Here is a 13,112-nt window from a genome sequence, read left to right as displayed (position 1 = left end):
CTGTCATTCCTAACACGACCCCGGCGTAGCGGCGTTGGGCGCGAAGCAATTTTTTACCCAACGGAAGAGTCCAGATGATCGCTTATCCAGTCGCTCCCAGACGGACATTGGTTCGATGAATACCAACCGAGCCCATTCTTCCGAGTTTAGGCTACTGGCAACTCCGCTGGTGCTTTTTCTACTCGTGTTCCTCGGCTTTCCCGCGATCGTCAATCTGATCTATTCGATCTCCGACGTATCGTTCGAGACGTTACGCCAACCGCGCATCACTGGACTGTCCAACTTCACTGCGGTCTGGAATGATAACGCGTTCTGGCAGGCAAGCTGGTTTTCGCTGCGTTTTGGCGCACTCACCGCCGTGCTGGAATGTGCGCTTGGGCTGGTCCTCGCCATCTTCCTGTCGCCGCTGATTGAGAAGCGCAGTTGGCTGATGGCCATCTTGATGCTGCCGCTGATGGTGGCCCCGGCCCTCGTTGGCCTGATGTACCGCCTTGTCCTGCACGAATTCGCCGGCCCTGTGCCCTACTATCTCTGGGCATGGTTCGGCGCCAGCGTCTCCTTCCTTGGCCCCACCTCAGCGTTCTGGACATTGATCGTCGTGGAGACATTGCAGTGGACGCCGTTTGCCGTGCTGCTGTTTTATATGGCCTACCGGGCAATCCCAGGCGAAGTCGTCGAGGCATCTGCCATGGATGGCGCTAAGCGCTGGCATCTGCTGTGGTATATCGAGCTGCCGCTGATGGCGCCGACAATCGTCGTCGCCCTGCTCATCCGGTTCATCGATGGTTTCCGCGTTTTCGACAATGTCTATGTTTTGACCGGTAGCGGCCCCGGCGGCTCGACCGCATCATTATCGATCTACATCTACGAGGCCTTCTTCAAGCAGGGCGCCATCGGCAAGGCGGTTGCAGCATCGGTGATCTTGTTCGCCGTCTCGTTCACCGTTCTCTACGGGCTGAATATGATCGCCAGCCGCCGCAAGGGAGCACTCAAATGATCAATGCGCTTCGCTGGGTCGTCTTTGCCATTGCCGCTTTTGCGATGAATTTCCCGATCATCGTGACACTCGTCACGTCTTTCAAGAGCACGCGCGAACTATCGGCCAATCCGGGACTATGGGTGCAGGCACCGACGCTCGACAATTATTTCGCGGTCTTTCAGGTATCCGACAGGCTGAACATTTTCCTCTACCTGTTTAACAGCATAACGGTTGCCTTCATCGGCACCACGCTTGCCGTCGTTCTCGCCCTCCCCGCAGCGTATGCGATTGCCCGTGGCAAGCTTGGCGAACGCACGCTTTTGCCTTTCATCGTCAACCTGCGCGCCGTGCCGCTGATCATTTTTGCCATCCCGCTTTACATGATGTTCCAGTGGCTGGCGCTGCTAGACACGCGCCTTGGGCTCGGCCTGATCCTTTCGATCGTCAACCTGCCATTGGCACTCGTCATCCTGGTCAATGCCATCCGCGACCTGCCCGGCGAACTCGACGAGGCAGCCCTCATGGACGGGGCCAGCCGAGCGCAGATCCTTTTGCGCGTCATTGCGCCTGTCTGCCGCCCAGCCATCGTCACCAGCCTCATCTTTGGCTTCATAACCGCATGGAACGAATTCCTGTTCGGCCTGATGCTGACCACATCGAAGGCGGTACCGATCACCGTGGGCGCCTCGTTCTTCTTCGCTGCCAGTGGCGGCGGCGTGCAATGGGGGGTGGCCTCTGCCGTCATGGTCGTTGGCGCACTGCCGCCGGTTCTGCTCGGCCTCATCATGTATCGCCAGATCAGCGGGTCGATGACGGCCGGCGCGGTCAAGGGCTGACCTATTTTCAGGAGAAAACCATGGGTACGATTTCGCTGCGTAAGGCAGGCAAACAATATGGCGCCATCGAAATTATCAAGGACCTCGACCTGGAGATCGCCGACGGTGAGTTTGTCGTGATCGTCGGCCCCTCCGGCTGCGGCAAGTCCACCTTGCTTCGTATGATCGCGGGGCTGGAGCAGACAACCTCCGGCCAGATCCTCATCGACGGTCGCGACGTGACGGCGGCGTCGCCGGTCGAGCGCAAACTTGCCATGGTGTTCCAATCCTATGCGCTCTACCCGCACATGACGGTTCGCCAGAATATGGGCTTCGGACTGAAACTGGCCAAGCTTCCGGCTGACAAAATCAAGGCCAAGGTCGATGCGGCAGCCGACACTTTGAAACTCACCCTCCTACTTGACCGCTATCCGAAGGAGCTGTCCGGCGGCCAGCGTCAGCGTGTTGCAATCGGACGAGCGATCGTGCGCGAACCGGTCGGGTTTCTGTTCGACGAACCATTGTCCAATCTCGACGCCGCGCTTCGGGTCGATATGCGGCTGGAGATCGCCAAGCTTCATCGCACACTTGGCGCCACCATGATTTACGTCACCCACGACCAGGTCGAGGCGATGACGTTGGCGGACCGTATTGTCGTGCTGAAGGACGGCCGCATCATGCAACACGGCACTCCACACGAACTTTATGAAAAGCCGGCCAATCTATTTGTCGCGCAATTCATCGGCAGTCCCAAGATGAACGTTCTGCCCTGCCGACGCAACGGCGACGGCCGGCTTGACCTGTCGGGGGAAGGCACCATGGAGATGGCGCTAACACGCAGTGCCACGCCGGTGCACCTCGGCGCGCGCCCCGAGCATATGTCGCTGGTTCCTCCCGAAAATGGTCAATTCCGCGGCACAGTCGAGGCCCGCGAGTATCTTGGCGGCACTACGTCCGTGTTTGTGCGCAATCCCAAACTCGGCCTGATCAATGTCAGCGCACCGGCAGACAACGCCTTCGGCATAGGCGAGACAGTGGGCATCCGTATTGATAACGTCCGATCGACGCTTTTTGACAAGGCGGGAACGGCCATCGGCGCTGCGCTTTGAAGCGCTTTGGGCACCACGGCAGTCCCGCCTTGATAGGAATCGAACCATTGACAAGTCCTGCGGCCGCTCTCAGATCACTGAAAATTCCGCGCCTTCACCCTCAACGTATCGATATGCAGATCGGGAATCAGAATATCGCGGGCCTTGACGCCGAGCGGCGCCCGGTCGCGTGAATCCGGACTGCCCGGTGATCCGTGCGCGAATTCATCGCCACGTCCGGTCGGCACGCGGAAAGCGGTATGCCGCTCGCCTAGGCTTGCCAGATCACCGGAGAGATCGAACAACCGCTGAGCTACCAGGTGGACCACGCCGCCCTCCCGCTGGATCTTGCCGTTGATCGCCATCATGCTGGTTCCAAGCACGATGCGCCGCTGCTTTTCAAACAGGCTGGGCCACACAACGACATTGCACACCCCGGTCTCGTCTTCGATCGTCATGAACATCACGCCCTTGGCACTGCCGGGCTTCTGGCGGACAAGAACCAGGCCGGCCGTCATCAGCCAGCGGCCATCCCGCGCCGATGTCGCCTCGGCGCAGGTGACTATGCTCCGTTTGATGAGGTCGCCGCGCAGGAAGCTCAACGGGTGATCGCGCAGTGTCAGACCGGTATGTCCATAATCCTCGACGACATTGGTGCCCTCGGTCATCTGACGCAGTTCGACGGCAGGCTCCTGCTGCTCGGCGATCACCGCGCGCTCGCGATCAGCTGCGGCTGCAAACAGCGGCAGCGGCTCATCTCGCAGCGCCTTGATGGCCCAGAGCGCATCGCGCCGCTCCAGTTTCAGAGCGGGCCGGAACGCATCAGCCTCTGCCAATTGCACCAGAGACGCCGACGGCACGCCGGAGCGCCGCCACATATCGTCGATCGAGACGAAGGGATCGTCGCCCCGCGCGGCGGCGATCCTTGCGGCATCATCTGCCGCCAATCCCTTGACCAGCCGCATACCCAGACGCACCGCATGGTGGTCGCTCCCAGCGATCGGTTCCAGTGTGCAATCCCATCGCGAGCGATTGATGCAGACTGGCCGGACCGCGACGCCGTGCGCCTTCGCATCGGTGACAATCTGCGCCGGCGCGTAAAATCCCATCGGTTGAGCGTTCAGCAGCCCGGCGCAAAACACATCGGGATAATGGCATTTGATGTAGGATGAGGCATAGGCGATGAGGGCAAACGAGGCGGCATGGCTTTCCGGAAAGCCGTAGGAACCGAACCCCTCGAGCTGCGAAAACGTCTTCTCGGCGAACTCTTCCGTATAACCGTTCCTCACCATGCCGCTGACCAGCTTGTCCTTGAACTTGCTGACGCCGCCGGAAAATTTGAACGTCGCCATGGAGCGTCTGAGCGCATCCGCTTCGCCGGCGGTAAAGCCTGCGCATACGATCGCCACCCGCATGGCGCTCTCCTGAAACAATGGCACGCCGAGCGTCTTGCCAAGCACTGCCTCCAGCTCAGGCTTGGGATAGACGACCGCCTCCTTGCCCTCGCGGCGGCGTAGATAAGGATGCACCATATCCCCTTGAATCGGCCCGGGGCGAACGATCGCCACCTGGATGACGAGATCATAATAGGTCTGGGGTTTGAGCCGCGGCAGCATTGACATCTGCGCTCTGGATTCGATCTGGAACGTCCCCAGCGTATCGGCCTTGCGGATCATCGCATAGGTGGCCGGATCCTCTTGCTCGATGGTCGCCAGATCGAGATCGATATGCTTGTGGCTTTTGAGAAACTCGAAACTCCTGGCCATGCAGGTCAACATGCCGAGCGCCAGAACATCGACCTTCATGAACCTCAGGGACTCGATATCGTCCTTGTCCCACTCGATTGTTTGCCGATCGTCCATGCGGGCCTGCTCGATCGGCACCAGTTCGTCGAGGCGGTCATTGGTCAGGACAAAGCCGCCGGGATGCTGGCCGAGATGTCGGGGGGCGCCCATCAGCTGTTGCGCCAACTGCAACGCCAGCCGCAATCGCCGATCGGACATATTGAGGTTGAGCTCGTTGACCTGCTTTTCGCCAACGCCCTCCTTGCTCCAGCCCCAGACACCGGCCGACAGGGCTGTGATCATATCTTCGGGCAGGCCCAGCGCCTTGCCGACATCACGCAGCGCGCCCTTGGCGCGGTAACGGGTAACAGTGGCGCAGAGGGCCGCCTTTTGCCGGCCATAGGTCTTGTAGATCCACTGGATCACTTCTTCCCGCCGGGCGTGCTCGAAATCGACGTCAATGTCGGGCGGCTCGTTTCGTTCCTCGGAAATGAACCGTTCGAACAGAAGGTCATTGGCGGCAGGATCGATTGCGGTGATGCCTAGCACGTAGCAGACGGCAGAATTCGCGGCACTGCCCCTGCCCTGGCACAGGATATTCTGCGAGCGGGCAAATCGGACAATGCTGTAGACGGTCAAAAAGTAGGGGGCGTAGTTGAGCTTGCGGATCAGGTCGAGCTCATGGTTGATTGTCGTGACGACATCATCCGGCACGCCTTCGGGGTAGCGATCTTTGACGCCTTCCCAGGTGAATTTCTCCAGCGATTGCTGCGCCGTCAACCCTGGAACAATCGCCTCCTCGGGATATTGGTAGGTCAGCTCCGACATGTCGAAGCGGCAGCGATCGACGATATCGCGGGTCCGGGCCAGCGCGTCGGGATAACGGGAAAACAGCCGGTGCATTTCTTCCGGCGGCTTCAGGAAACGATCGGCATGGCGTTCGCGCAGGAAGCCTGCCTGATCAATGGTCTTGCCGTGGCGGATGCAGGTCACCACGTCCTGCAGCTGCCGCCGGCTCGGATCGTGAAACAGCACGTCGTTGGTGACGACGGATTTGACACGATGTTGGACCGCCAGATTGTTCAGTTCGTGCAGACGGAGCTCATCGTTGGGCCGCCGGCGCAGCGTCAGCGCCAGATAGGCACGGTCGCCAAACGTCTCCCTCATCTTGCGAAGCTGAATGCCGCAGGTTTCGTCGGCCTCATCGGGAACCAGAATGGCCAGTTGCCCCTCGGCATAAAAGGTGACATCGGCCAGATGCAAGATGCATTTGCCCTTGCCGCCGCGCTCCTTGCCGAGCGACAGCAATCGGCAAAGGCGCGCATAAGCGGCGCGGTTGGTGGGATAAACCAGCATCGACATGCCGTCGGCAAGATCAAGCCGGCAGCCGACGACGAGACGAACACCGGTTTCCTTGGCCGCCTCCCAGGCACGCACGATCCCGGCAAGGCTGTTGCGATCGACGATCCCAAGCGCCTCGATGCCAAGTGCGTGGGCAGTCGCGAAGAGTTCGTCGCACCCTGATGCGCCACGCAGAAAGGAGAAATGGCTGGTGACCTGGAGTTCGGCGTACCGCATCAGCCGTAGATCCCGTGCAGGAACCACTTTGCCGATCCGGTTTCCGGATCCAGCCCGTCGCCGGAGCGAAACACCCAGAAGCGATGACCGTCTTCGTCCTCGACAGAATAGTAATCGCGCAAAGCCTCCATCTCGGTCTCGCGGATCCACCATTCACCGAAGACGCGTTCCGGGCCGTCAGCGCGCTTTATCCGCCAGCGCTTGCCGCGCCAGATCATCGATGCCGGTGGATGGTCGGGGATCATTGCAATGACTTCGATCTGTTCGGGGCGCGCCAGTATGCGGCTCGGCCGTGGCCATCGCGTCGGCCAGGATTCACCGAGTTTCACCGCCATCGCTGCCACCCGTTGAATGCTGCGCTCCGGCACATCGCTCTGCACCGGCGCCAATCGGTAGAGACGCTGGCCGCGATTGCCAAAGGTGTCGAGCAGCGGGGTGACATCGACAACCGTCTCCTCAATCAACGAGGACAGCGCCTGCTTCAGGTCCAGCGGTTCGATCATCGTGGCGGCGAGCGACATTTTTTCGATCCCGAAACCCGGGTCGATTGTCTCGATCAGAGAACAGAGAAGCTTGGTCAGCCGTGGCACATCACGGACCGGCTTTGCCATCCCGGCTCGCACCGCCTGAAGGGTATTATCGACGCGATGAACGACCAGGTCGGCGCGACGAAGCCCCTGTCCTTTCTGTTCGAGCAGCGCGCAAAGCTCGACGACAAGCTTGCCGACATATTTTGCGATCGTTTCCGCGGCCCCGATCGGCTCGGAAAAAGGGCGAGAGACCTCGATCAGTTCCTTTGTCCTGATTGGCTCGATCGGCTCCGGCAAACGACCAAACATCTGATCCAGGCGACGTCCGGCCTCTGGTCCGAAGCGCAGCGCCAGCGGCGCGCGTGGCGTTGCCGCAAGTTCGCCAACTGTCCGAAACCCCAGCACGCCGAGACTGCTGACGATATCGGCCGACAAACGCAGACTGGATATGGGCAGATTGACCACCGCCTTGGCAGTTTCTCCCGGCGGCACGATGACGGTCTCCCGGCGGATTGCCCGGGCAAGTGCATGGGCGGCCCCCCAGCTGTCGGCGATAGCGCCGCGGGCCTGCAGCCCATGCCCGCGAAAACTGTTCACCAATCCAGTGAGCATTGGCAGTTCGCCGCCACGCAGGTGATCTGCACCTTCCGTATCCATCACCACACCATCCGGGAGATCAAGCGCGACGATCGGCGTATATTGCCGCAGCATCCAGAGTGCCAGACGCTCGACGGCAGCCGCGTCGCCGTCTGGATCTGCGTCGACCATATGCAGGTGGGAAATCATCGCCTGTGCCTTGGCCGCCTGCATTCCGATGCGCGCGCCCGCTTTCAGCGCCGCAACATCGGCAGCACTGATCGTGCGCTTCGCGCCGCTGCGGGCGACGACGACGACAGGCGTTTCAGCCGGCAGATCGGGATCGGCCCGCCTGATCCGGTCTGTCGGCAGATACGGGAGAAAAACTGATACAACCCGTGGCATCGCAGGCACCTATTTCAAATTCTGCGGCTTCGCCCGCTCTTGCTCTGATGAGTTCCGCCAGCCACCGCGCACGCCCGATGCCTGGAACTGGAAGTGCTTCTGACGGCAGTACGCTGATCCGCCACCTGGTCGTCGCCGCCGTCGGTTGTCCGAAGTCAGCTGCCTCCGTCGGTCGGCGCCAGCGCCTGAGTGCAATGCCGATCGTGCCGGAGGCTTCGGCTGCCAGTTGAAGCCGCCGCGATGCCGTCATCGGCAAGCGGACCAGTTCGGCGACCACCCCCCCGACCCCCCCGAAACGAAGCCCTTCCTCGAAATTAGCGAGAACATCTTCCTCCCGGTCGGCCTCGACATAGATCACCCGGTCATGGTGCAAGCCAGCCTGCGTGAGGGCCGGCGCAAACAGGTCAGGCCGGGCAAGACACCAGAGGACGTCGCCTTTGGTGCGCGCAACAATCCCGGCGGCAAACAGGGCGGCTGCGGCACCATGAATGGCATCAGCACCTCCGCCAGCCACTTCATGCAGCGCACCCATGGCAAGCCCGCCTCCGGGCAGCTTCGAGTCCATCTCGGCGACGCCGAACGACAGCACCTCGTCCTTGCGCAGGGGCCTGCCTTCAAGACATTGGATCCGGGCTCGAAGCTCGGCAATCGTCGGGCTGACAGCGGTTTCATTCATCGGCGTGATGTCGTGTCCAAGGGGCTATTCACAGGTTGCTCGGGCTGATATGTTCATTATTTGTTCCCTTCGCTCATATGAGTCAATCCTGATTCTTTTGTGGCGGCAGGACGGCTGGCGCTTCGACCTTGGAAGGTTGGGTGAAAGCATTGTCTGAATCGCTTGCCCGACAGGCATTTGCCCCGACTTATGCGGAGCAAATGCCGCCGGAAAGAATTGGCGGGAAATCGTTGTGGACAGTTCGGGTTGACCCGGACGTAACCGGCACGCTCCAGGAGGATGGGGAACCATGTGTAATTTGTATAACGTCACCACCACCCGTGATGCGGTTCTTCAGTTCACCAAGGCGTTCCGCGACCGCGCCGGATGGAATGAGGCTTCATTCGACGTCTATCCGGGCTACCAGGCACCGATTGTCCGTGTCGCCGAAGACGGGCAGCGCGAAATTGCGCGCACGACCTGGGGCATGCCGTCGCCACCCGCCTTTGTGAAAAACTATGATCCTGGCGTCACCAACATCCGCAATGTTAGCTCGCCGCACTGGCGCCGCTGGCTGGGGCCGACCAGCCGTTGCGTCGTGCCGTTCACCTCGTTCGCCGAACCAGATCCCGCCAGCAAGGTTGCAGGCGGACGGGTTCCGAATGCCTGGTTTGCGGGCAATGAGGACCGGCCGCTGATGTTTTTCGCAGGTTTCTGGACGCCGTGGAAAGGTATTCGGAAGGTGCGGGATGGCAACCAGGAATACGAGCTGTTCGGGTTCCTCACCACCACCCCGAACGAGATTGTCGAGCCCATCCACCAAAAGGCCATGCCTTCCATCCTGACGACGCCCGAGGAGGTCGATACCTGGCTGACGGCCTCTTGGGATGAAGCAAGACACCTGCAACGCCCCCTGCCCGGCAACATGCTGGTCATCGTGCCACCGCAGCCCAAGGCGCCATTGGACGATGAAGGTCTGTTGCTTTGATCACCCGCACGCACCCCGACCAGGGGAGCCAAAAGCCCGAACATGCTGTGCGGACTTACCATTCGGGAAATGCGACGATGGATAGCGTGAAGCCCGTTCGCAAAATCATCCACGTGGACATGGATGCCTTCTATGCCTCCGTCGAGCAGCGCGACAACCCGGACCTGCGCGGGCTACCTTTGGCCGTCGGCGGGTCGGCGGCACGCGGTGTCGTTGCGGCCGCAAGTTACGAGGCGCGTGTTTTCGGCGTGCATTCGGCCATGCCGTCGGTCACCGCAAAGCGCAAATGCCCGGACCTGATCTTTGTGCCGCCCCGTTTTGACGTCTACAAATCGGTATCCCAGCAAATCCGTGAGGTGTTTGCGCAATACACGCCGCTGATCGAGCCGCTATCGCTTGACGAGGCCTATCTCGATGTCACGGAAAATCTGAAGGGCATGGAGATCGCCACCGAGATTGCGCTGGAGATCCGCGCGAGGATCAAGCAGGTTACCGGGTTGAACGCGTCTGCCGGTATTTCCTACAACAAGTTTCTGGCCAAAATGGCAAGCGATCTGAACAAACCGAATGGACAGGCGGTCATCACGCCGAAGAACGGTCCCGGTTTCGTCGAAGCCCTCCCCGTCAATAAATTCCATGGCGTTGGGCCGGCTACCGCCGAGCGCATGCGAAAATACGGCATCGAAACCGGGCTCGATCTGAAATCGAAATCCCTCCAGTTTCTGCAGGAGCACTTTGGGAAGTCGGGGCTGTATTTCTATGGCATCGCGCGCGGTATCGACGAACGACGCGTCAGACAAGACAGGATCCGCAAGTCGGTTGGCGCCGAAGACACCTTTATCGAGGACATCGATGATCTTGATCTTGCCACCCTGGAATTGAGACCCTTGGCCGAAAAGGTCTGGCACACCTGCGAAGCGCAGGGGATCAGCGGCAAGACTGTCACAGTCAAAATCAAGTATTCGGATTTCACCCAGGCGACGCGCAGCCGGACGACTGCGTTTCCGTTGACGAATGTTGCGGAGATAATCGATACCGCATCCGCTTTGCTCGCAACCACCTATCCATTCAAGCGATCGGTGCGGCTGCTCGGGGTCACGTTGTCATCGCTGAGCAATGAACAGGACGCCAACGGTGCGGAACAACCGCAGCTCGATCTCAATTTATGACGATAGAATGCTGACAGAGGGCCAGAAAGCGTCATCAAAATGCCCGCATCCAGAATTCGCTTCATCGATCTTGAAACCGGCGGCAATGGACCGAACGATGTCTGTGAGATCGGCTGGCAGGACGTCGTCCTCTGCAGTAATGGCCAATGGCGCGTCAACAAAGACAGAGGCGCTCCGCTGGTCAACCCCGGCCGTCCAATGTCACCAGCCACCATGGCCGTGCATCTGCAACCTGCTGACGATTCACCGTTCGTGGAGAGGATAAATGCCGGCAACAGATAAAGTTGCATTTTGCGCAACTTTTCCCTATATTCAGATCAGAGCAACGCTCCGGGGTCAGCGCCCAGCGCTGGCCGAAATGGATTAAGGCCCCTTTGAGGGCCTTTTTTCATGGAAAACAGCTGTACTTTATCCCGAGATTTGGGCGATCCTGCGGCGGGATAAGCGCATCAATCAGCTTTCCGGCCGCCATGAGATCGACGTAAGGTCGATAGGTTGGATCATAGCCGCCTTTGGCTATGGGATAGAGAATAAGATCCGCAACCTGCAACATCGGCGCCTTTTTGGTTCGCCGTTTGGGTTCGCCCATGACAATCCGCCGAAAATCTTCCGCCGTAAGAGACTCGTAGGCGCCGGCGTTGTTGCCCTGGAACGGCATGCCTTCAGCCTTCAGCGCCTTAGCGTATTGTATCAGATCGCGGTCTTCGTGCTTCCCACTTTCCTCGAAAAACACCCTTAAAACACGTCCTTGGCTGTCCGCATACTTCGCGGCGCGCTCGATCAATATGGAATAGGCCGTTTTGCACATCAGCCACAGCCGCTCGGCGTAAGCTTCCTGATAGCGGGCCAGATAACCCGGGCGATCGATAATCGTGGCAATGCCGATGATGGGCAGCCCCATGATAAATGCATCAAGCTCCGGAAAGAAGACACGGGCGTTTTCTGGCGTTTTCAGCCAGCCGAATTCCTCTCGGCCACCACGGATCTTATGCGAATGAAGCGGATAGGTAATGCCGTGTGCCGCGCAGAACGTCGCATGCCGCTCTTTCAGAGTATCAACATCCTCCTCCTTGATCAGGATTCCGCCCAATCCAAAACAGTCCATACGGTCGCGGCGCGCCACAGGATTGTGGTCCGGATCCCGGCTGCCGGTGTCGTCAAGAAAGAGGTGATATTCAGGAAGTGCTACCATACTTGCCTTATAGCGAAATCCTTGCCGGCTGCCGCATTTTCTTCCAACACGCTGATCAAACCGGATTTCCGGCACTTATCAACCGCTGCAGGTATTCAATCGGTGGATTGCCTTCAAGCTTGGCGCCCACCAGGATGATATCCATGCCTTCGGACCCGTACCCCAGCAATGCCAGGTCTTCGCCGGTGCTGTGGGCGGTTGCGATGGCTTGCAGCCATGTCAGGACAATATGCTGCGCCTCTCTCTGGGCAGCACGCTCACGCTCGAACTGCTCAATTTCATGTAAGGGGTGATCCTGGTCGGTGATGCGGGAGGTCATAGCTTATTGGCCCAGTCGGCCCGAAGCTGTGATTTCGGCCAATTCGAAGAACGTTGTGGGAACATGGCTTGCAGGATTGACCTGAGAAGCGCTCGCTCGTGAGATTGCGCTTCAATTTGAGGAGCGTTTTAATGAGTACGGGTATTTCGAGTTCGGATTTTGTCAGCCAATGGAGCCTGACCTTCGCCGACATTGATTTCATCAATTCTAAACCGGCGGCTACGAGGCTCGGCTTGGCCGCGCAGTTGAAGTTTTTCAGCGCTCGTGGTTTCTTCGCTGACGATGGCACATTGGTCCCGCATGATGCTGCCGAATACCTGGCAGAGCAAATCGGCGTCCCAGCCGACGAACTGTCCGGCTATGATTTCGGCGGGAGAACTGTCCGTTGGCGTTGCGCCGAGATTTTACAGTATCTCGGCTTTCGCCGAATGACGCGACGAGACCGGGAAGCGCTTTCTCGGTGGATCATTGGTGAGCTTTGCCCTTCCGGACAATCCGTCAGCGGTATGTTTGAGGCGGTGTTTCTTTGGTGCCGAGATCGCAATATCTATGGACCGTCTGCCAAGGAGCTTGAACGGCTCGTTCGTTCGCAGCGGCAACAATATCTGGATGGTTGGCTTCAAGAGGTAAGCGCAGCGCTTACCGCCGAAACTGTCGCATCGATGGAAAGCTCCATTGCTGACGCGGATGGACCGACCGGCTTCAACGCGATGAAGGCTGACGCAGGGCGGGCAACGCTGGATAACATTCTGGAGGTGACCGCATAAAGAAATGTCACAAATCATCGAGCAAAACAACGAATTTCACCTCGATGAAACCTCAGCGTCGTCTCTCAGCACGGCTTCTGGCGGTGATGTTTCCGCGCTGTCGGTGCTAAGCACGGTCCCAGAGCCGTCGAAAACCGTCGATCCAGAGTGTTGCCGTGCCCAAACCGTCCCCTTCGAAAGATCCCGTCGATCTGCGCGCAAACGCGCTCGACACCATCGCCGCTGTGCTGCCAATGGAACGCCGCGACGAGTTGGCCGAACTTCTGA

The 13,112-nt window shown here is 59.4% G+C and carries 11 protein-coding genes; 6 read left to right on the top strand and 5 right to left on the bottom strand.

Translation table 11 applies throughout. The annotated features are described in order from the left end of the window. The first annotated feature begins 115 nt into the window (after positions 1-115). The 3 genes from R6X40_RS22700 to R6X40_RS22690 are packed head-to-tail and all read left to right on the top strand — an operon-like array spanning position 116 to position 2,903. The gene (locus tag R6X40_RS22700; RefSeq protein WP_318416284.1) at positions 116-997 is read left to right on the top strand and encodes a sugar ABC transporter permease; all 882 of its coding nucleotides are present in this window, start codon (positions 116-118) and stop codon (positions 995-997) included. Next, entirely contained in the window at positions 994-1,815 is an 822-nt protein-coding gene (locus tag R6X40_RS22695; RefSeq protein WP_318416283.1) for a carbohydrate ABC transporter permease, read from the top strand. The genes R6X40_RS22700 and R6X40_RS22695 overlap by 4 nt, the downstream gene beginning before the upstream one ends. Positions 1,816-1,835: 20 nt before the next feature. After that, positions 1,836-2,903, top strand: a complete 1,068-nt coding sequence (locus R6X40_RS22690) for an ABC transporter ATP-binding protein (protein ID WP_318416282.1) — start codon at positions 1,836-1,838, stop codon at positions 2,901-2,903. Between the two features lie 74 nt (positions 2,904-2,977). Here the strand turns inward: R6X40_RS22690 and R6X40_RS22685 are convergent, their stop codons facing one another. From R6X40_RS22685 to R6X40_RS22675, 3 genes are read right to left on the bottom strand one after another with little or no spacing between them, the layout of a single operon-like run. Next, entirely contained in the window at positions 2,978-6,244 is a 3,267-nt protein-coding gene (locus tag R6X40_RS22685; RefSeq protein WP_318416281.1) for an error-prone DNA polymerase, read from the bottom strand. Next, positions 6,244-7,755: a DNA polymerase Y family protein gene (locus R6X40_RS22680; RefSeq protein ID WP_318416279.1), complete on the bottom strand. Its 1,512-nt coding sequence runs from the start codon at positions 7,753-7,755 to the stop codon at positions 6,244-6,246. Before R6X40_RS22680 ends, R6X40_RS22685 begins: the two co-directional genes overlap by 1 nt. Continuing rightward, entirely contained in the window at positions 7,676-8,431 is a 756-nt protein-coding gene (locus R6X40_RS22675) for an ImuA family protein (protein WP_318416278.1), read from the bottom strand. The genes R6X40_RS22680 and R6X40_RS22675 overlap by 80 nt, the downstream gene beginning before the upstream one ends. Positions 8,432-8,720: 289 nt before the next feature. Between R6X40_RS22675 and R6X40_RS22670 the strand changes: the two genes are divergently transcribed. Both R6X40_RS22670 and dinB read left to right on the top strand, forming a co-directional pair. Then, positions 8,721-9,398 carry an SOS response-associated peptidase gene (locus R6X40_RS22670; protein ID WP_318416277.1) on the top strand — a complete coding sequence of 226 codons (678 nt, stop codon included), beginning with the start codon at positions 8,721-8,723 and terminating at the stop codon, positions 9,396-9,398. Between the two features lie 77 nt (positions 9,399-9,475). After that, on the top strand, positions 9,476-10,567 hold the full coding sequence (gene dinB, locus R6X40_RS22665; RefSeq protein WP_318416276.1) for a DNA polymerase IV: 1,092 nt from the start codon (positions 9,476-9,478) through the stop codon (positions 10,565-10,567). Positions 10,568-10,955: 388 nt separating this feature from the next. On the opposite strand, the gene R6X40_RS22660 is transcribed toward dinB, so the two are convergent. Beyond that, a complete protein-coding gene (locus R6X40_RS22660; RefSeq protein WP_318416275.1) occupies positions 10,956-11,759 on the bottom strand; it encodes a DUF3800 domain-containing protein in 804 nt (267 codons plus the stop codon). A gap of 55 nt (positions 11,760-11,814) precedes the next feature. Then, positions 11,815-12,078, bottom strand: coding sequence for a hypothetical protein (locus tag R6X40_RS22655; RefSeq protein WP_318416273.1), 264 nt, complete (start codon positions 12,076-12,078; stop codon positions 11,815-11,817). Between the two features lie 131 nt (positions 12,079-12,209). On the opposite strand from R6X40_RS22655, the gene R6X40_RS22650 reads away from it, so the two are divergent. Continuing rightward, positions 12,210-12,845, top strand: a complete 636-nt coding sequence (locus R6X40_RS22650) for a DUF4158 domain-containing protein (RefSeq protein WP_318416271.1) — start codon at positions 12,210-12,212, stop codon at positions 12,843-12,845. The last annotated feature ends 267 nt before the right edge of the window (positions 12,846-13,112 follow it).

This window comes from Rhizobium sp. PL01 (assembly GCF_033447125.1).
Classification (GTDB): domain Bacteria; phylum Pseudomonadota; class Alphaproteobacteria; order Rhizobiales; family Rhizobiaceae; genus Pararhizobium.
The sequence above is the reverse complement of the archived record's forward strand: the minus strand, read 5'-3'. Positions and strand labels throughout refer to the sequence as shown.